This window comes from Aquisalinus luteolus, assembly GCF_009712425.2.
In the GTDB taxonomy this organism is placed as follows: domain Bacteria; phylum Pseudomonadota; class Alphaproteobacteria; order Caulobacterales; family Parvularculaceae; genus Aquisalinus; species Aquisalinus luteolus.
Genome location: NZ_VCJR02000001.1, coordinates 1,299,817 through 1,317,258, shown reverse-complemented (window position 1 = coordinate 1,317,258; position 17,442 = coordinate 1,299,817). Strand labels below are relative to the sequence as shown.

The 17,442-nt window shown below is 59.3% G+C and carries 22 protein-coding genes; 10 read left to right on the top strand and 12 right to left on the bottom strand.

The window, feature by feature from the left end; all coding sequences use genetic code 11:
* The first annotated feature begins 2 nt into the window (after positions 1-2).
* The 3 genes from FF098_RS06185 to FF098_RS17840 all read left to right on the top strand — a co-directional run bounded on the left by FF098_RS06185 (position 3) and on the right by FF098_RS17840 (position 1,085).
* Positions 3-425, top strand: a complete 423-nt coding sequence (locus FF098_RS06185) for a DUF1801 domain-containing protein (RefSeq protein WP_155138490.1) — start codon at positions 3-5, stop codon at positions 423-425.
* Between the two features lie 32 nt (positions 426-457).
* Positions 458-853 (top strand): secondary thiamine-phosphate synthase enzyme YjbQ, encoded by a 396-nt coding sequence (locus FF098_RS06180; protein WP_235925588.1) that lies wholly within the window; start codon positions 458-460, stop codon positions 851-853.
* A 100-nt stretch (positions 854-953) separates the two neighbouring features.
* On the top strand, positions 954-1,085 hold the full coding sequence (locus tag FF098_RS17840) for a hypothetical protein (protein ID WP_268235254.1): 132 nt from the start codon (positions 954-956) through the stop codon (positions 1,083-1,085).
* A 6-nt stretch (positions 1,086-1,091) separates the two neighbouring features.
* Here FF098_RS17840 and FF098_RS06175 read toward each other — a convergent pair whose 3' ends face one another.
* On the bottom strand, positions 1,092-1,322 hold the full coding sequence (locus FF098_RS06175; RefSeq protein ID WP_155138486.1) for a hypothetical protein: 231 nt from the start codon (positions 1,320-1,322) through the stop codon (positions 1,092-1,094).
* Between the two features lie 62 nt (positions 1,323-1,384).
* Positions 1,385-1,873: a single-stranded DNA-binding protein gene (ssb, locus tag FF098_RS06170; protein ID WP_155138483.1), complete on the bottom strand. Its 489-nt coding sequence runs from the start codon at positions 1,871-1,873 to the stop codon at positions 1,385-1,387.
* 248 nt (positions 1,874-2,121) lie between these two features.
* On the opposite strand from ssb, the gene FF098_RS06165 reads away from it, so the two are divergent.
* Positions 2,122-2,967: a sulfotransferase family protein gene (locus tag FF098_RS06165; protein WP_166426355.1), complete on the top strand. Its 846-nt coding sequence runs from the start codon at positions 2,122-2,124 to the stop codon at positions 2,965-2,967.
* A 158-nt stretch (positions 2,968-3,125) separates the two neighbouring features.
* Positions 3,126-6,038 carry an excinuclease ABC subunit UvrA gene (gene uvrA, locus FF098_RS06160; protein WP_155138479.1) on the top strand — a complete coding sequence of 971 codons (2,913 nt, stop codon included), beginning with the start codon at positions 3,126-3,128 and terminating at the stop codon, positions 6,036-6,038.
* Between the two features lie 29 nt (positions 6,039-6,067).
* On the opposite strand, the gene FF098_RS06155 is transcribed toward uvrA, so the two are convergent.
* The 4 genes from FF098_RS06155 to FF098_RS06140 all read right to left on the bottom strand — a co-directional run bounded on the left by FF098_RS06155 (position 6,068) and on the right by FF098_RS06140 (position 8,833).
* A complete protein-coding gene (locus FF098_RS06155; protein ID WP_155138476.1) occupies positions 6,068-6,445 on the bottom strand; it encodes a hypothetical protein in 378 nt (125 codons plus the stop codon).
* Between the two features lie 23 nt (positions 6,446-6,468).
* Positions 6,469-6,735, bottom strand: a complete 267-nt coding sequence (locus tag FF098_RS18025; protein ID WP_166426421.1) for a UBP-type zinc finger domain-containing protein — start codon at positions 6,733-6,735, stop codon at positions 6,469-6,471.
* A gap of 8 nt (positions 6,736-6,743) precedes the next feature.
* Entirely contained in the window at positions 6,744-7,730 is a 987-nt protein-coding gene (locus FF098_RS06145; RefSeq protein ID WP_155138474.1) for a hypothetical protein, read from the bottom strand.
* A gap of 62 nt (positions 7,731-7,792) precedes the next feature.
* Positions 7,793-8,833, bottom strand: coding sequence for a hypothetical protein (locus FF098_RS06140; protein WP_155138472.1), 1,041 nt, complete (start codon positions 8,831-8,833; stop codon positions 7,793-7,795).
* A 197-nt stretch (positions 8,834-9,030) separates the two neighbouring features.
* Here FF098_RS06140 and trmFO point away from each other — a divergent pair, with 197 nt between their 5' ends.
* Positions 9,031-10,464, top strand: coding sequence for a methylenetetrahydrofolate--tRNA-(uracil(54)-C(5))-methyltransferase (FADH(2)-oxidizing) TrmFO (gene trmFO, locus FF098_RS06135; protein WP_155138470.1), 1,434 nt, complete (start codon positions 9,031-9,033; stop codon positions 10,462-10,464).
* 4 nt (positions 10,465-10,468) lie between these two features.
* On the opposite strand, the gene FF098_RS06130 is transcribed toward trmFO, so the two are convergent.
* Positions 10,469-10,915 (bottom strand): YiiD C-terminal domain-containing protein, encoded by a 447-nt coding sequence (locus tag FF098_RS06130; protein ID WP_155138468.1) that lies wholly within the window; start codon positions 10,913-10,915, stop codon positions 10,469-10,471.
* A gap of 138 nt (positions 10,916-11,053) precedes the next feature.
* On the opposite strand from FF098_RS06130, the gene FF098_RS06125 reads away from it, so the two are divergent.
* The gene (locus FF098_RS06125; protein ID WP_155138466.1) at positions 11,054-11,770 is read left to right on the top strand and encodes an endonuclease III domain-containing protein; all 717 of its coding nucleotides are present in this window, start codon (positions 11,054-11,056) and stop codon (positions 11,768-11,770) included.
* A gap of 6 nt (positions 11,771-11,776) precedes the next feature.
* Here FF098_RS06125 and FF098_RS06120 read toward each other — a convergent pair whose 3' ends face one another.
* Genes FF098_RS06120 through yajC form a run of 4 tightly spaced genes read right to left on the bottom strand, consistent with a single transcriptional unit; the run spans position 11,777 to position 15,671 of the window.
* Positions 11,777-12,628, bottom strand: a complete 852-nt coding sequence (locus FF098_RS06120) for a squalene/phytoene synthase family protein (RefSeq protein WP_155138464.1) — start codon at positions 12,626-12,628, stop codon at positions 11,777-11,779.
* A gap of 3 nt (positions 12,629-12,631) precedes the next feature.
* Entirely contained in the window at positions 12,632-13,639 is a 1,008-nt protein-coding gene (gene secF / locus FF098_RS06115) for a protein translocase subunit SecF (protein ID WP_155138462.1), read from the bottom strand.
* Between the two features lie 16 nt (positions 13,640-13,655).
* Entirely contained in the window at positions 13,656-15,269 is a 1,614-nt protein-coding gene (gene secD, locus FF098_RS06110) for a protein translocase subunit SecD (RefSeq protein WP_155138460.1), read from the bottom strand.
* Positions 15,270-15,326: 57 nt separating this feature from the next.
* Positions 15,327-15,671, bottom strand: coding sequence for a preprotein translocase subunit YajC (yajC, locus tag FF098_RS06105; protein WP_155138458.1), 345 nt, complete (start codon positions 15,669-15,671; stop codon positions 15,327-15,329).
* A 145-nt stretch (positions 15,672-15,816) separates the two neighbouring features.
* On the opposite strand from yajC, the gene FF098_RS06100 reads away from it, so the two are divergent.
* Both FF098_RS06100 and FF098_RS06095 read left to right on the top strand, forming a co-directional pair.
* Positions 15,817-16,185: a DUF4345 family protein gene (locus tag FF098_RS06100; protein WP_155138456.1), complete on the top strand. Its 369-nt coding sequence runs from the start codon at positions 15,817-15,819 to the stop codon at positions 16,183-16,185.
* Positions 16,186-16,285: 100 nt separating this feature from the next.
* On the top strand, positions 16,286-16,645 hold the full coding sequence (locus FF098_RS06095) for a hypothetical protein (protein ID WP_155138454.1): 360 nt from the start codon (positions 16,286-16,288) through the stop codon (positions 16,643-16,645).
* A 3-nt stretch (positions 16,646-16,648) separates the two neighbouring features.
* Here FF098_RS06095 and FF098_RS06090 read toward each other — a convergent pair whose 3' ends face one another.
* Complete coding sequence (locus FF098_RS06090) at positions 16,649-17,134, bottom strand: YajQ family cyclic di-GMP-binding protein (protein WP_155138452.1); 486 nt, start codon at positions 17,132-17,134, stop codon at positions 16,649-16,651.
* 98 nt (positions 17,135-17,232) lie between these two features.
* On the opposite strand from FF098_RS06090, the gene FF098_RS06085 reads away from it, so the two are divergent.
* Positions 17,233-17,406 (top strand): DUF1328 domain-containing protein, encoded by a 174-nt coding sequence (locus FF098_RS06085; RefSeq protein ID WP_155138450.1) that lies wholly within the window; start codon positions 17,233-17,235, stop codon positions 17,404-17,406.
* The last annotated feature ends 36 nt before the right edge of the window (positions 17,407-17,442 follow it).

Sequence of the window (17,442 nt, the reverse complement as noted above, 5' to 3'; positions counted from 1 at the left end):
TCATGAGCAAGGGCGAGAACAAGACCAAACCGACAGGCGATGACGTTATCGCCTGGCTGGAGGGTGTTGATAACGAGACCCGCCGAAAGGACGCCTTCACCCTGCTCAAGGTCATGCAACGGATCACCGGCTGCGAGCCGGTGCTCTGGGGCCCCTCAATCGTCGGGTTCGATCAGTACCACTACACATATGACAGTGGCCGGGAGGGCGACATGTGCCTGACCGGCTTCTCGCCACGCAAGGGAAACCTTGCCATCTACATCATGGGCGGGTTCGAAGGCCGCGATGAGATGCTGGAGCGGCTCGGCAAGCACAAGACCGGCAAGAGCTGCCTTTACGTCAACAAGCTCAGCGATATCGATATGGCCGTCCTGGAAGAGATGATCGAGAAAGATGTCGCTTACATGCGAGAGAAATATCACTGATGGAAGAGATTAGCAGACAGGCAACAGGCCGATTGAGTGTAGAGACGCGCGGCCGCTCCATGCAGGATGTCAGCCGGCGCATTGATGGCTGGCTTGCAGAGCACAATGCAGGCAACGGCCTTCTGACCGTCTTTATCCGTCATACTTCCGCGTCGCTGACCATACAGGAAAATGCCGATCCTGACGTCCAGGCCGATTTGCTGGATGCCCTGTCTCACCTTGCCCCCGCCGACCGCCGCTGGCGGCACGATGCCGAGGGACCCGACGATATGCCGGCCCATGTAAAATCCGTGCTGACCGATGTTTCCCTCTCCATTCCGGTCATGAATGGCCGTATGGAGCTTGGCACCTGGCAAGGCCTCTACGTTGTCGAACACCGGGATCGCGGTCACAACCGCACGCTGACCCTTTGTTATCAGGGCAATTGAGCTTTCTTCTAAAATCTATCGGAATTAAATCAAAATGCGGAACTCTCGCCAGCTGCCGGGCGTTTTATAAACAGTTTAATATTCAGGGGAGGAATTATCCATGAGACCCGTCATAATCGTATTGCTTCTGATCATCATCGCCGGTGGCGCGTGGTTCCTGTATCAAGACAGCCAGAAAAGCGAAGTCGAGATCGAATTCTCTGACGAGGGTATTTCCATCGAGGAAAACTGATCGCCTTTAGCTGAACAGGCTGGCGAGAAAATAGATCGTCAGAAGCGGTATAACGATCACAAAAATCAGCTGAGCACCCAATTCAACGAATGCCTGGATTTCATACATCCATTGCGGGGTCGGGTCGCCCTGATCGAGCTCCGGGTTGTAAAACCGGTTCTTCGCGAGACGCTCTTTTTGCGTCTCGCCTTCCAAGATGAGATCGCATTCATCTTCAGGAGTTTTGTCTTCAGGCATTCATCTCTCCCGGCTCAGCCTTTTCAACGTAAGGTATCCGCCGGGAGATCGCCAACTCAACCCTAGAACGGGATTTCGTCATCGAGCTCGAAGGAGCGGCCGGAATCCTGATTGCCGCCCATGTCGTTATCGCGGCCACGGCCACCGCCTGAAATCTGCTGGCCGTAACCGCCGCCACCGCCGGCCCCGGCACCCTCGCCACGGCCATCGAGCATGGTCAGGTTGGAGTTATAGCCACGCAGCACGATCTCGGTCGTGTACTTGTCCTGACCGTTATTGTCCTGCCATTTGCGGGTTTCCAGCTGGCCTTCCAGGTAAACCTTCGAGCCTTTTTTCAAATAGTTCTGGGCGACACGCACCAGCCCTTCGGAGAAGATGGCCACGCGATGCCACTCGGTTTTCTCGCGGCGCTCACCGGTGTTCTTGTCTTTCCAGTTCTCGGATGTCGCGACGGAGAGGTTGCAGACGGAGCCGCCATTGGGGAACTGGCGTACTTCCGGGTCGGCCCCCAGATTGCCCACGAGGATCACCTTGTTTACGCTGCCAGCCATACACTAATCTCCTGCAAAATTCTGGTAAACTTGAAATTCTGGACACCCTAACAGGCGTCGCTCCACGCCCCCCATCACTGGTTTTCCCCACTCGGCATTTTTATGACGCCGCAGTGTCTGGGGAGACGATTTCAAGCTCAATTGTTCACATAATGTTCTCGCTGTCAATATCGGGTTGTTAACCGAATCCTGAGAGGGTTCGAGCCGTTATGAGCGTGACACAAGCAAAGATTACAACCGAGCCCAAAATGCCTCTTGCCCGCCCCTTGCCGGACTTTGCCGTCATCGGCGCGATGCGCGCCGGGACGACGACCCTTCAGAAGATGCTCGCGACCCAGCAAGGCATATGCCTGCCCGCTATGAAGGAGACGGATTACTTCATCGCGTCCAAGAACCACCACCGCGGTGCCGGATGGTATCAGGGCCGGTTTGACGACCGGCTGGCGCTGTGCGGTGACATTTCACCCAATTATGCCAAGCGGGACGTCTTTCCCGAGGCGCCCGCCCTGCTGCATGAGACCAACCCCACCGCGCGGCTGATCTATATTGTCCGCGACCCGGTCGCCCGCGCCCTGTCGCAATACAACCACGCCTGGCTGACCGGCTCGAACATGCCGGAGCCCACTGCCCTGATCGATAGCGATGCAGGCAACCACATAATCAACACCAGCCGCTATCACTGGCAGCTTCAGCCCTGGCTGAAGCTGTTTCCGGAAGACCAGATCCTGATCGTCGATTTCGACGACCTGGTCAGGCAACCGCAGACCGCCCTGCCCGCCCTGGGCCGTTTCCTTGACGTCGACTTGAACTCCTCCACGCTGGAACAGTCCAACTCCAGCGCCGAGCTTGGACGCATGCCCGACTGGTGGATGGGCGTGAGAGAAAGCGCCTTCGGCTCACAGCTGCGCGCCATGCTGCCGGGCGGTCTCGCCGGAAAGATCAAATCTCTTGCCGCGGGATCAGGCACGGCTGAAGGCCGCAAGCCACCGAGCTTCCCTGAGCCGGTAATCGTCGCCCTGCGAGAAGTGCTTGCGGGCGATGCCGCGGCCCTGCGCCGGGACACGGGTCTAGCTTTCAGAAACTGGTCTGTTTGAGACTTCGCACCCCCGAGCGTTGCAAGAGGTTCGCGGCTCTCTTACATCCGAATGACATATGACCGGGCAGCATAATGCGTTCGCCTTATGTTCTTGCTGTCAATCGCGACTCCATGCTCTATCTCTTCGATAGAACACCAATCCCGAAAGCACATTGAATGTCACTGAAGTCGATCCGCGTATCTGGTGCGCGTGAACACAATCTCAAAAACATCACCGTCGAGCTGCCCCGCGACAAGCTTGTGGTCATCACCGGCCTGTCCGGCTCCGGTAAGTCCTCCCTCGCCTTCGACACGATCTATGCCGAGGGCCAGCGCCGCTATGTCGAAAGCCTGTCGGCCTATGCCCGCCAGTTTTTGGAGCTCATGCAGAAGCCCGATGTCGACCAGATCGACGGGCTGTCGCCGGCGATTTCGATCGAGCAGAAAACGACCTCGCGCAACCCGCGCTCGACGGTCGGCACGGTCACGGAAATCTACGACTATATGCGCCTGCTCTGGGCCCGTGTCGGCATCCCCTATTCCCCCGCCACCGGCCTGCCGATCACCTCGCAGACGATTTCCGAGATGGTCGACCGGCTGATGGAGGAAGGCGACGGTGCCCGGTTCTACCTGCTCGCCCCGCTCATCCGTGGACGGAAGGGTGAATACCGCAAGGAATTCGCCGAGCTGCAGAAGAAGGGCTTCCAGCGTGTGCGTGTCGACGGCACTTTCTACGACATTGCCGATGTACCCGCCCTCAACAAGAAGCTGAAGCATGATATCGACGTCGTCGTCGACCGGATCGTCGTCAAGGAAGGCGTCGAGAGCCGGTTGGCCGAAAGTTTCGAAACCGCCCTCGACCTCGCAGACGGCATCGCCATTGCCGAAAGCGCCGACAAGAAGGATGAGAATGGCGAGCCGGTGAAGACCACCTTCTCGGCCAAGTTCGCCTGCCCGGTTTCCGGCTTCACGATCGAGGAGATCGAGCCGCGGCTGTTCTCCTTCAACAACCCGTTCGGTGCCTGCCCGGCCTGCGACGGCCTCGGCACGCAGATGTATTTCGACCCGGACCTCGTGGTGCCGGAGAAAGACCGCAAGCTGCGTGAGGGTGCCATTGCCGCCTGGTCGAAGACGCAAAGCCCCTATTACACCCAGACGCTGGAGGCACTGGGCAAGCAATACAAGTTCACCATCAATACGCCTTTCAACAAGCTGACGGCGAAGCAGCGCGACATCATCCTCTACGGCACCAAGGGGGAGGATGTGCGCTTTATCTATGATGACGGCCTGCGCCGCTACGAGACCGTGAAGCCGTTCGAAGGCGTCATCCCCAATCTCGAACGCCGCTGGCGCGAGACGGATTCAAGCTGGGTGCGCGAGGAGATGGAAAAATTCCAGTCCCGCACCCATTGCGATGCCTGCAACGGCCAGCGCCTGAAGCCTGAAGCGCTCGCGGTAAAGATCAACAAGTGCAACATCTCAGATGCCGCCGAGCTGTCGATCAGGCAGGCCGATGCGTGGTTCAATGCGCTCGACAAGGTGCTGACGAAGAAAGAGATGGAGATCGCCGGGCGCATCCTGAAAGAGATCCGCGACCGGCTGCACTTCCTCAACAATGTCGGGCTGGAATATCTGACCCTGTCGCGCAATTCCGGCACGCTGTCCGGCGGCGAGAGCCAGCGTATCCGCCTCGCCTCCCAGATCGGCTCTGGCCTGACCGGCGTTCTCTACGTGCTGGACGAGCCCTCCATTGGCCTGCACCAGCGCGACAATGAGCGCCTGCTGGAAACCCTCCGCCGGCTGAGGGACCTCGGCAACACTGTCATCGTCGTCGAGCACGACGAGGATGCGATCCGCACCGCCGACCATGTGCTCGATATCGGCCCCGGCGCCGGTGTCCATGGCGGCGAGGTAATCGCAGAGGGCACGCCTGCCGACATCATCAAGAACAGGAAATCACTGACCGGCGATTATCTTTCCGGGCGCCGGGAAGTGCCGATCCCCGACAAGCGCCGGCCCATCGATCCGAAGCGGACGATCAAGGTGGTTGGCGCCAGCGCCAACAACTTGAAAGATGTAACGGCGGAATATCCCATCGGGCTGCTGACCTGCGTCACAGGTGTTTCCGGTGGCGGCAAGTCGACCCTGACCATCGAGACGCTCTACAAGGCCGCCTCGCGCAAGCTGATGAAATCCAAGGAAGTGCCCGGCGCCCATGAGGCGATCGAGGGGCTGGACCAGCTCGACAAGGTCATCGATATCGACCAGTCGCCAATCGGCCGCACGCCGCGTTCCAACCCGGCGACCTATACCGGCGCGTTCACACCGATCCGCGACTGGTTCGCCGGCCTGCCGGAGGCGAAAGCCCGCGGCTACAAGCCGGGCCGCTTCTCCTTCAATGTCAAGGGCGGTCGCTGCGAGGCCTGCCAGGGCGACGGCGTCATCAAGATCGAGATGCACTTCCTGCCGGACGTATTCGTGACCTGCGATGTCTGCCACGGCAAACGCTATAACCGCGAGACGCTGGAAGTGAAATTCAAGGACAAGTCCATCGCCGACGTGCTCGACATGACGGTCGAGGAAGGCGCCGAGTTCTTCAAGGCCGTGCCGACGATCCGTGAGAAGATGGACACGCTGGTGCGTGTCGGCCTGTCGTACATCAAGGTCGGCCAGCAGGCGACGACCCTGTCAGGTGGCGAGGCGCAGCGCGTCAAGCTGGCAAAGGAATTGTCTAAGCGCGCCACCGGCCGCACGCTCTACATCCTCGACGAGCCAACCACCGGCCTCCACTTCGAAGACGTCCGCAAGCTGATGGAAGTAATCCAGGAACTGGTCGAGAGCGGCAACACCGTCGTCATCATCGAGCACAATCTGGAGGTCATCAAACAGGCGGACTGGCTGATCGACCTCGGCCCGGAAGGCGGCGATGGCGGCGGCGAGATTGTCGCGACCGGCACGCCAGAGGATGTGGCGAAGATCAAGGGATCGTATACCGGCGAATTCCTCAAGCCCATCCTTGAAAAGAAGACGGCCAAGCCTGCGACTAGGAAATCAACGAAGAAAACCACTCGCAAGCGCAAGGCCGCCTGACGGTTGAACCAGCCTGATCTGACAGGCAGTCAAGCCAGCACTGTTTGCTGTTGCCTGATCGCTTCGATGAAAGCGTCGGCCTTGTAGCACCGAAATGTATATGTCCGCTCGCCATCGGTCATATCGACAATCTGCATGCCGATGGACTTGCGCCTCTCTGCTGTCTTTATAGACGAGACAGGCACTGACCAGCGTAGGGACTGGCCACCACGATGCAGGATGACATTCGCATCGTTCGGCTCGAACATCACGCTATCGGATGTCAGCCTCACGCGACCACCGACCCATGTGCCGCCAAAGGCAACATGGAAAAGCCATACGACGATATTCGCCGGAAACGGCACCCTGGCTTCAGCGGAGACAAACAATGAATTTGCCATCCGCTCCTCGATAATTGTCTCGCTCAATTGTCTCTCCCCCGGAATCCGGCTCAGGCCGGCCTCACCGCCGCTTCGTCCTCATAGCACCATGACCAATGCTCTCCCGGCTCCATCGAAGTGATAATCGGATGATCCTCTGTGCCCGCATGGGCGCGAGCATGTTTGCTGGGCGAGGAATCGCAACAACCGACATGACCACAGGTACGACAGTATCGCAGATGCACCCAGCGCCCGCCTGTCTTCACACAGTCCTCGCAGACAGCACCCTGTTTGTCGCTTTCCTCTGGAGCCGGTAATACGATGGCATCCTGATGGATGCAGATGGTCACGCTTCCAGTCCGCCAGAGCCAGTTTCGCTATCGCCACCTTCCAGCCACAGCTTGCGATAGATGCTGGAAGCAAAGGCGACCTGCACACCAAGCATGAAGGCGGCAATCGCCATATTCACGGCAAAATCGACAATATTGTAAACGGCCGTGAGCAAGCCGAAACTGACAACCGTGACGATCATCTGAATGACGAGTGTCAGCATGCCATAGATCAACTGCAGGGCAACGAAGCCCAGAACCATCATGACATAGGCTCCTAGGATTACCCAGAAATTGCCCTTCGTCATGCTCCACGACGACAACAGCATCAGCCGGTTTTCGCAGGCGGTCGCTGCCATGAATGGAGCGAGACGCGTCAGTATCGCGATCGACAGGATCAGGGTAATCAGCCACCCGAGGAAGAAGAACCCGAACAGCGCGCCAATTGCAGACGGGTCCGGATCGTAACCGACATTGCCTGTGTCGAAATCCATATTCTGGAAGACGGCAATCATCTCGCCGATACCTTCCATCGCCTGCGGGTTGAGGGCGTAGGCGACGCCGAAGCCGATGCCCCAAATGATGTATTGTATGACGGAGAAAATGAGGCTGGCGATGACCAGGCGCCACATCGGGCCGTCAAAGCGCAGGTTGAACCAGCCACCCGGCTCCTCACCCAGGCCGACAAGGCGATAGAGACTGGTCATGCCGCCCATAAGGGGCAGCATGAGGACGAGGCTGGCCAGATAAAGAATGAAAACACTCATCCAGAAATTCGTCCGGAATACCAGGTCAAGAAACCCGTCGATATTGTCCGGTTCCGACATCCCGCCATCAGCCATCTCGATGATGGCCTGAAAGTCAATCAAGCTCAGTGCAATGATGGTGATCCCTACAACCAGAATAATGTATGGCAGCAGGACGCAGCGAATGATGGTCCAGAAGCGGCTGACGCCAAACTGGAATGATTCATTCAGGACGCTTGTCAGCGACAATTTGGTCATGATTTCTCCTCCGAACCCTATGGGAGACATTTTATAGGGCGATCCGTCGAGTTAGGCGAGACCTAGTCGCTAGCCAATCCCGATTGCCGAACAAGACTGCCGCCCAGCCCGGCGATGATGCCAAACACGAAGCAGAGGAAAGCGAGGTTCAGCACGATCCGGATGACGACCCATATCCACTCGATCAGGTCGAGTATCCATTGCCAGTCCTGCCCCATCGTACCCATCAAACCGTTGGAGGAGAAGACCAGCGAGTACATCGCCCTCAGTGCCGTCGCAGTCAGCGGCAGGACATAGACGTTCAGGATGTAGGTGACGATGAAAATGGCAATGCCCAGCACCATGAGCCCGCAGGCAAGCTTTGCCGCATTCCAGCTGCGCGTCAGCATCCAGGATGCCTTGATGGAGTTGTAACTGTCGGATTTCTCCCTGACACCGGCAAAGAACGGGACAGCAAAGAAGCGCAAGCTGAAATAGAGCACCGCGACGATCGCAATAACCTGCAGAATGCCTTTCAGCACGGCAAAGCCGAAGCCGCTTTCGAGGCCGCTCACGATCTGGATCGAATGCAGGCTGTCAGCATCGGGAAAGACTGCATATTTGGTGTTCAGCGCTTCGGCCACATAGGAGTCGATGAAGAAGATCGAAACTGCTACCGGCATCCAGAGAAGAAGGAAAATACTGCCGATCGTCAGTAATGTCGCGCCGAGAAACTTGAAATGGCGCGGGCCTATATGCAGCACGACAGAGCGGTGCGACGGCTCGATACCGCGCGCGCTATAGCGGAGCAGCGGGACGAGGAAAGAAGCGTACATCAGCGTCGTGAAAACATAGGAGACAATCTGCAAGGCCAGCATGGTCGAAAAATGCTGCTGCCACAGCAATGCCTGCTGTTTGGCAATACCGGCAGCCGCGTCCGCCAGGGAGATATCGGTGATCGTGATCACCCGCCCGTTGAGGATGGTCAGCAGCACATAGGGCATGAGCAGCGACATCAGGATGATCAGCAGGATCGGGAACCAGGCCAGACGGGAGATCAGCGAAAAGCGGTGGATCGCAAAGCCCCACGCATCGGTGACCGACCTGTAGAAGTTGATACGCATACGCCCCGGACCCCACTCTTGCCTGTACGGCTTCATTACCCCAATAGCCCGGATACCCGGGAAAGGCGGCCCCAACCGCCTCAGGAACAGGAGCCTAACATGAAACGGGCAGCGCACAAGCAGATCGGGCCAGCGCCCACCGGAAGCGACCAGATCAGGTGTTCACAACAGGGCCCGACTGGCCTACATCAGCGCACATGAAACAGATCCATATCATAGGCGGCGGTCTCGCCGGTTCCGAAGCGGCCTGGCAAGCGGCAGAAATGCTACGCGAGGCCGGTCATACGACTGAAACGGCCAGGGTCACGATCCACGAAATGCGCCCGGTGAAAAAGACCGAGGCCCATTCCACCAACGGCCTCGCCGAGCTTGTCTGCTCGAATTCCTTCCGCTCCGATGACGCGACCCAGAACGCTGTCGGCCTGCTGCACGAGGAAATGCGCCGATGCGGCTCGCTGATCCTGCGCTCAGCCGATGCCAACCAGGTCCCCGCTGGCGGCGCGCTTGCCGTTGACCGCGATCATTTCTCAGGCGCCGTTACGAAAGAGATCGAGGCCCATCCGCTGATCGAGATCGTGCGCGAGGAAGTCACCGGCCTGCCCCCGGCAGAATGGGAAAATGTGGTCATCGCCACCGGCCCTCTCACCTCCATGGCGCTGGCGCAGGCCGTGCATGCAGTTACGGGCGAGGAGGAGCTGGCCTTCTTCGACGCCATCGCGCCGATCATCTACAAGGACTCGATCAATTTCGACACCGCCTGGTTCCAGTCACGCTACGACAAGAAAGGCCCCGGCGGCGACGGTGCCGACTATATCAACCTTCCGTTTACGGAGGAAGAATATGAGCGCTTCATCGACGCGCTGATCGAGGGCGAGAAGACCGAGTTCAAGGAGTGGGAGAAGAACACCCCCTATTTCGAGGGCTGCCTGCCGGTCGAGGTGATGGCCGAGCGCGGCCGCGAGACCCTACGCTTCGGCCCGATGAAGCCGGTCGGCCTGACCGATCCGCGCACCGGCAAGCGCCCCCACGCCGTCATCCAGCTGCGCCAGGACAATGCGCTGGGCACGCTCTACAACATGGTCGGCTTCCAGACGAAGCTGAAGTACGGCGCCCAGAAGGATGTGTTCAAATGCATCCCCGGGCTTGAGAACGCTGAGTTCGCGCGTCTCGGCGGCATTCATCGCAACACCTTCATCAACTCGCCGAAGCTGCTCGATGAAACCTTCCGCATGAAGAAGGCCGACCATTTGCGCTTTGCCGGCCAGATCACCGGCGTCGAGGGTTATCTGGAAAGCGCCGCCACAGGCCTTCTCGCCGGACGTTTCGCCGCGCTGCAGGCGCTGGGAGGCGATGTAACATCTGCCCTGCCACCGGAAACCTCGGCCCTCGGTGCCCTGCACCGGCACATCACCGGCGGGCACCTGTCCGATGGCGCAGGCTCCAAAGGTGCGTTCCAGCCGATGAACGTCAATTTCGGCCTGTTCCCGTTCATAGAGACGCCGAAGCAGGATGCCGACGGCAACCGCATAAAAGGCAAGGAAAAGGGCTTTGCCCGCAAGCGCGCGCTCTGCGCCCGGGCGCTGGCCGATGTCGATGCGTGGCTCGGTGCCGGTCAGGCAGCAGCGGAATAGGTCGCTACAGTTTCTTCACGGACCAGTCTACGGACATGGCGGCGACTTCCTCGCCCGTTTCATCCATGATGGCCACGGAGACGGTGAACATCACCTTGCCATCGGCAGCCAGCCGGTCACGCAGCACATCGCCGCTGTCGCTGGTCTTCGCCGTCGCGGTCAGGTCGCCCTTGGCGATCTTGAGATAGCGAATGGTCGCCTGTGCCGCGAGCGGGCGGATGCTCATGAGCTGTTCGGCAAAGGTGCCGGAGCTGGCCCCGCCCGAGACCGTCTCGCCGAGGGTGAACATCGCGCCAGCATGCATCGTGCCGATATGGTTTTTGATCCCGTCGTTAAGCGCCAGCCTGCCTGCCGCGCTGCCATCGCCCACCTCTGTCAGCTCCACGCCCAGTTCACGGGCAAAGGGCACCATGTTCACCATCGATGCCTTGACCATTTCGCGTGCGTCCATCTCAATTCTCCCGATTTGTTTAGGCCAGCTAGGATCGCCCTGCAGATATTGGCAAGTGTCGCAAGCAGTCGCCCGGACAAGAACATAAAAAGAACACTTGACATGTTCCGCCTATGTTCTCATATTCGGATCATGCAGATGAGTCTCACATTCGCCCGCGACAAGCGCTTGCCGGACATGCTGGACCGGCTATCCAAGGCTTGGCCAAGCCCGGCGAGGCCCAATGCCGAGCCGCTGTCCCAGCTTGTTTTCATGGTGCTGGTCGGCGGCACGCCGACGGCGGTGGCCCTCGCTGTTTTCCAGCGGCTGCGGCAGCGCTTCCGCAATTGGGGCGACCTGCGCGATGCCGATCCTGACGTGCTGTTGCCCGTCCTGCGCGGTGTTGAACGCGCGACGGACAAGGCGACGACCCTGCCGCGCATGCTGCAGGCAATCGAGACCAAACGCGGGGAACTTGACCTTGGCTTTCTGGAGCAGTGGAATTCGGATGAAGCGATGACATGGCTTTGTGCCCTGCCCGGCGTCGATGCGACCATTGCCGCGGCGACGCTCAGCTTCTCCACCCTGCGCAAGACGGTCGCCACGGTCGATCAGGAGAGCGCTCGCCCCGTGCGCCGGCTGCGGCTGGCACCGGAAGGAACGCCGATCTCGGCTCTAGATCGCCATATCATGGAGCGGATGCCCGCAGACTGGAAAGCATCTGAGCTGAACCGTCTCTATCAGGGGCTGACGAAACTTGCCGACAAGATCTGCCATCGCGGCAAGCCGGACTGCAAGCATTGCCCGCTCAGCGATCTGTGCCCGACGGCGGCAACCCGCACAGCAACGATCCTGACCTTCCCCGGCAGCGCCTAGATCGAACTAGACCGTGCCGGTCAGGATCGCTTTCGTTACGCGAGCCTTTCGGCCAAAATCCGCGAAGCGGGAAACAGTCAGTGCACGATCACGATGCAGTTTTTCTGCTGCTTTCAGGTGAACCGGTATCAGCGCCGCATGGGCGATGGCCGGCATCAGGCTCGGCGGCAGGCGCTTCGTACCCTTGCGGTTATGGCGATACTCGTCGAGGAGATAGAGCCGTAGCGCATCGTCTTGCTCATCATCTTCGCAAAAAGTCGCCAGCCTTTCGCTCATCGTCGCGATTGGCCCGCCTTCAGCCTTGCTGCGATCGCCTGCACCCTGTGGCCCCATCTGTCGTGATACGGCAGCAATGGCTTCAAGGTGGCGGATGACGAGTTGGTCCTTGGCCGGAATGTCCTCACCTGCGAGAAGCACCGCTGCAGCCAGCGCGATACTGCCATGGCTGGCAGACGCCTTGCCGACTGCGCCTTCGGGCGAGGAATAGGCCTCGCCATCGAGGAACCAGCCGATCCCGTCGATGGCTTCCTCCATCAGCGCCCGCACACCGCAATTCCTGCCATCCGACAGCACCACGGACAATGCCTCGGCCACCGGGTGAACCCGGACAGCGCCACCGGAGAATATCTCCTCCAGCGCCTCGCGCCACCATTGCTGGCGGATCGCGCCGAGCGGAGGTTCGGACACGGTCGCCGGAATGCGGTGGATTTCTGCTGCAAAGGCATAAAGCGCCATCAGCCTGTCGCGCTCATCAGCGGGCGCAAACTGGGCCGAGAGAACCAGGTCGGGCGATGCCCTCGCCGCTTCATCGCGGCAATAGGCAATATTGTCCGTATAACGCTCTTCAGGCCCTGACACGGATCAGCTTTCGGCCTTCGACCAGTCCCGTTTGACGCCAGTCAGCTGCAGGATCGGCGAGGCAATGAAAATCGAGGAATAGGTACCGATGACGATGCCCCAGATCATGGCGGCGGTGAACCCGCGCAGCACCGCACCACCGAAGATGAACAGGGCGATCAGCGCCAGCAGGGTCGTGCCGGAGGTGATGATCGTGCGCGACAGCGTGTCGTTGATCGACAGGTCCAGCACTTCGGTCAGCGGCTTCTTCTTGTACTTGCGCAGATTCTCGCGAACGCGGTCATAGACGACGACGGTGTCGTTCATCGAGTAACCGACAATCGTCAGCAGTGCGGCGATGATCGACAGGTCGAAATCAAGCTGGGTCACCGAGAACATACCGATCGTCAGGATCACGTCGTGTACCAGCGCGACGATGGCACCGACGGAGAACTGCCACTCGAACCGAACCCAGATATAGATCAGCATCAGGACGACAGCGATCATGACCGCGCGAGTGCCGGCTTGCACAAGCTCCCCGGATACCGTCGGGCCGACCACGTCGATACGACGCTCCTCGATGTCTGCACCGAGTTCTTCGATCAGGACGCTTTTGACGCAAGCCGTCGCGATCTGGTTGGCGATCTCGGCATCGTCACCACCAATACCTTCCGGCGCGTCGTCGAGGCAGCGCTGGGCAAAACCGTCCGTACCCGTTTGCAGCTCGATGGTCACGACGATGCCATCCTCACCGCCGCCGATGGCACCGATCTCCTGTGCATCGACACTGCCTAGCCCCAGATCGCCCGTAGCATTACGGACCTGAGTCAGGTTTTCGATCGTGAAGGTCTCGCCCGGAGCCGGGCCGACCTCGATCACCGACCCGCCGCGGAAGTCGATACCGAAATTGAGGCCAATCATGAAGAACGCGACGATCGATGCGATGATGCCAATCACGGAGGCGCCGAAGGCCGCCATGCGCACATTCATGAACGGGACGTGAGTATTATCGGGGATCAGTTTCAGGCCCATGACGATCTTTCCGATTCTAAAGGCTGAGTTGCTTGTTGCGGTTGGCCAGCACATAGCGCCCGGCCAACAACCGCGTCAGGAAGTATGCGGAGAAAACGGATGTAACGACGCCGATGGCAAGCGTCACGGAGAACCCGCGCACCGGCCCGGAGCCGAGATAGAACATCACGGCCGCGGCAATGAAGGTGGTGATGTTGGCGTCGATGATGGCGCTGAGAGCCTTCTGGTATCCGGCCTCCACAGCTTGTACGGCTTTCTTGCCGGCGGCGACCTCCTCCCTGATCCGTTCGAAGATCAGGACGTTGGCATCAACGGCCATACCGATGGTCAGCACGATACCGGCAATCCCCGGCAGGGTCAGCGTTGCGCCGAGCAGTGACAGCGCCCCGGCGATCAGCAACACGTTGGCGATCAGGGCAATGTCGGCATAGATACCGAACCGGCCATAATAGACACCCATATAGACGACGACGAGGAAGAAGCCGAGGATCAGCGCTTCGGCACCGGCCTTGACCGAGTCAGCGCCCAGGCCTGCGCCAACGGTACGCTGTTCGATCGTCTGCAGCGGTGCCGGCAACGCGCCGGAGCGGATCAGGACGGCTAGGTCGTTTGCTTCCTGCGCGGTAAAGCTGCCGGTGATGCGGCCCGAGCCGCCGATGATCGGCGAGATGATGTTCGGAGCGGAAATAATACGCTCATCGAGCACGATAGCGAAACGCTCGCCGACATTCTGGCGGGTCGTATCTGCAAAGCGTCTTGCACCGCGGGAGTCGAACGAGAAGTTGATCTGGAAGGAACCGGCTGATTCCTGGTCAGGCCCGGCCGATGCCGTCTGCACCATGTCACCGGTAATGACAGGCGTTTCTTCCAGCACCAGGAAGGGCGATGGATCGTCTTCCGTTGGCAGCATGATCCGGCGTGGCGGCAGAAGGCCATTCTGCGCGTCGGCGAGTGATACTGTGGGATCCACCATGTGGAAGGATAGCTGGCCGGTTCGGTTGATGACGTCCTTCAGCGCTTCTGAATCATTGTCGCCGGGAACCTGCACGACCAGGCGGTTCTCGCCCTGCTTCATGATCAGCGGCTCACGGGTGCCGAGGGCATCGATCCGTCGGCGGACAACTTCGATGGAATCATCGACAGCGGCTGCTGCATAGAACTCACGAGCTTCCTGCGTCAGTTCGAGCGTAATGGAATTGCCCTCGCGCTGCACGGAAAGGTTACGACCGAAACCACCACCAAGCGGGCCGCCAAGGGGCTGGGACAGGGTGCGCAGGCGATCCAGCGCATCATCGACCTCGGCTTCATTTCGGATCTCGACGATAATCGTATCGCCTTCACGGCTCGGCCCGGAGAAGGTTATGCGATCACGGCCGCCAGCGGTCCCGCCGCGCAGCTCACCGCGAATATCGCCCAGCAGGTTGTTCAACCGGTCATCGAGGACTTTCTGCGTATCGACCTCCAGCAGCAGATAGCTGCCGCCCTGAAGGTCGAGGCCGAGCGTCGTGCGCGTCTGCATGAAGCCCGGCGGATTATTTTCCTCGGAGAAAAAGTTCGGCACGGTGAAATAGGCACCGGCCAGAACGATCAGCAGCATGAAAGCAGTCTGCCAACGGTTGAACTGTAGCATAGTGGAGGTTCCCTGCCCTCTGGCCGACCGGGCACCACCGTGCCCGCCAGCGTGGTGTTATTGTTTTTCGGCGGGCTCTGTCTTGGAGCGGACGTCGGAAAGCGTCGCCTTGATCACCTTGACCTGTACGCCTTCGGCCAGTTCGACCATGACCTCGTCCGTGCCTTCGACGACTTTCGTGACCTTGCCGATCATGCCGCCTGCGGTCACCACGGTGTCACCACGGCGCACGGCGCTGACCATTTCCTGATGCTTCTTGCGCGCCTGCTGCTGCGGGCGGATCAGCAGGAAGTAGAAAACGACGATGATCAGCAGGAAAGGCAGGATATTGGCAAGAAGGCCGGGGCCGGAAGCCGGGTCTGCGGCCTGGAACATCACGGCAGTGGCGGTCGTGAGCGTCATGGATGGTCTCCTGAAGGCAGGCATTCTGCCTGAAACTGAATGAAGTTCGGCGATATATAACGATTGATGGCAGCGATGCAACGTGCCGTTTTACCACGCCCGGCCTATATGAGCAGAAAACGCCAACGCCACGGAGCCTCCGCCCATGCTTTTCGTCACTATCATCACCTATGCCATGTTGATCGCCACCGCCTTTTTCGGGGTCATTGGCTGGCTGCAGCCGCGCAAGACCATGGAAATGCTGAAGTTGCAGACGGTCGGCGGCCATACAGACGGGCTGTCGGAAGTGCGCGGTGCCTCCGGGGCCCTGTTTATTGCCATCGCGGTGGCGGCGATGATCTGGGGCGGTGTGGCAACGGCGATGGTTGGCATCGCCTATGCCGGTGCCGGACTGGGGCGGATCACTGCGATCATCGCGGACAAGGCCGGCTCGCAAACGACATGGATTTTCTTTGCGGTCGAAGTGACCTTTGCGGTCTTTCTGATCTGGGCAGGCCTTTTCGCCGGAGCCTGAACTCGAGCTCCGGACAATTATTTACCTCACCTTAACAGCCAGCCGTCCATGAATTGAGGTTGGACCGGTCATTCAGAGATGCAGACCGGAAAATGAGGCTATGCAGGATCTGGCGTATCTTTTCAGTATCGGCTTTTCGGGCAGCGACCTGGCACGTGCCCTGTGGATCGGCCTGCTCTTCTCCCTGTTTGCCTCGCGCAAATTCCCGGCCTGGCGCGTGACCATTTTCGCGTTCGTGCTGGACCGGGTTTGGCCATTCCTTGCAATGAGCTTTGCCGGCATGGGCAACGACATCGTTCTGGATTCCATCATCGCGACGATCCTGCGCGTGCCAGACGATGCCGCCTATTACATTATCCGCTATCTCGGGCTGATGGGGCTCATTTACCTGGGCTATCACGTCCGCCGCTTCCTCCATGCAGGCAAGCCGCAGGAACCGACAAACGCTTATCCCTACTGATGTCTAGTCGCGGAAGTTCTTGTACTGCAGCGGCTGTTCGATGCCGAGACCTTTGAGGAAGGCGATTACCTCCTGCAGGTCGTCCCGCTTCTTGCCGGTGACGCGCAGTTCCTCACCCTGGATGGCGACCTGCACCTTCATCTTGCTCGCCTTGATCTCCTTGACCAGTTTCTTGGCGAGTTCCTTGTCGAGGCCCTGCTTGACCAGTACCTTCTGGCGCACGGATTGTCCTGCTGCCGGCTCGACCTTCTGGTAATCCAGCTGGCCCGGCTCGATGCCGCGCTTCTGCAGATTGCCCTGAAGGATCTCCTGAACCTGTTTTCGTTTCAGGTCGTCATCGGCATTGATGGTGATGACACCATCTTCATGCTCGACAGTGGATTTCGATCCCTTGAAGTCGTAACGGGTACTGATCTCACGGGTGACATTGCCGATCGCGTTATCGACTTCGGACAGGTTGGCTTCGGATACGACGTCGAACGACGGCATGGGTCACACTCCTCATACGTATTATACATCTGCAAAATTCAGGAACTGACCTTCTCTTACAGTGTTTTTTGATCGTATAGCAAATCAAGGAGGCTCCCATGTTAGGATGGGCTCTTACTTTCTTTATCCTGGCGATCATCGCCGCTTTTCTCGGCTTCTCCGGTATCGCCGGTGCGGCTGCCGGGATCGCTCAGATCCTGTTCATCGTGTTCCTGATCCTGCTGGTCGTCTCGGCCGTCGCATCCGCTGTCCGCGGTCGTCCACCGGTATAAAGAACCCGACACTTGCACTGAAAAAAGGCTGACCGT

What these genes read in the sequence shown, in the direction of transcription:
- FF098_RS06185 (WP_155138490.1), top strand. Translation starts at nt 3, where the DNA reads ATGAGCAAGGGCGAGAACAAGACCAAACCGACAGGCGATGACGTTATC.
- FF098_RS17840 (WP_268235254.1), top strand. Translation starts at nt 954, where the DNA reads ATGAGACCCGTCATAATCGTATTGCTTCTGATCATCATCGCCGGTGGC.
- FF098_RS06175 (WP_155138486.1), bottom strand. Translation starts at nt 1,322, where the DNA reads ATGCCTGAAGACAAAACTCCTGAAGATGAATGCGATCTCATCTTGGAA.
- ssb (WP_155138483.1), bottom strand. Translation starts at nt 1,873, where the DNA reads ATGGCTGGCAGCGTAAACAAGGTGATCCTCGTGGGCAATCTGGGGGCC.
- FF098_RS06165 (WP_166426355.1), top strand. Translation starts at nt 2,122, where the DNA reads ATGCCTCTTGCCCGCCCCTTGCCGGACTTTGCCGTCATCGGCGCGATG.
- uvrA (WP_155138479.1), top strand. Translation starts at nt 3,126, where the DNA reads ATGTCACTGAAGTCGATCCGCGTATCTGGTGCGCGTGAACACAATCTC.
- FF098_RS06145 (WP_155138474.1), bottom strand. Translation starts at nt 7,730, where the DNA reads ATGACCAAATTGTCGCTGACAAGCGTCCTGAATGAATCATTCCAGTTT.
- FF098_RS06140 (WP_155138472.1), bottom strand. Translation starts at nt 8,833, where the DNA reads ATGCGTATCAACTTCTACAGGTCGGTCACCGATGCGTGGGGCTTTGCG.
- trmFO (WP_155138470.1), top strand. Translation starts at nt 9,031, where the DNA reads ATGAAACAGATCCATATCATAGGCGGCGGTCTCGCCGGTTCCGAAGCG.
- FF098_RS06130 (WP_155138468.1), bottom strand. Translation starts at nt 10,915, where the DNA reads ATGGACGCACGCGAAATGGTCAAGGCATCGATGGTGAACATGGTGCCC.
- FF098_RS06125 (WP_155138466.1), top strand. Translation starts at nt 11,054, where the DNA reads ATGAGTCTCACATTCGCCCGCGACAAGCGCTTGCCGGACATGCTGGAC.
- secF (WP_155138462.1), bottom strand. Translation starts at nt 13,639, where the DNA reads ATGGGCCTGAAACTGATCCCCGATAATACTCACGTCCCGTTCATGAAT.
- secD (WP_155138460.1), bottom strand. Translation starts at nt 15,269, where the DNA reads ATGCTACAGTTCAACCGTTGGCAGACTGCTTTCATGCTGCTGATCGTT.
- yajC (WP_155138458.1), bottom strand. Translation starts at nt 15,671, where the DNA reads ATGACGCTCACGACCGCCACTGCCGTGATGTTCCAGGCCGCAGACCCG.
- FF098_RS06100 (WP_155138456.1), top strand. Translation starts at nt 15,817, where the DNA reads ATGCTTTTCGTCACTATCATCACCTATGCCATGTTGATCGCCACCGCC.
- FF098_RS06095 (WP_155138454.1), top strand. Translation starts at nt 16,286, where the DNA reads ATGCAGGATCTGGCGTATCTTTTCAGTATCGGCTTTTCGGGCAGCGAC.
- FF098_RS06090 (WP_155138452.1), bottom strand. Translation starts at nt 17,134, where the DNA reads ATGCCGTCGTTCGACGTCGTATCCGAAGCCAACCTGTCCGAAGTCGAT.
- FF098_RS06085 (WP_155138450.1), top strand. Translation starts at nt 17,233, where the DNA reads ATGTTAGGATGGGCTCTTACTTTCTTTATCCTGGCGATCATCGCCGCT.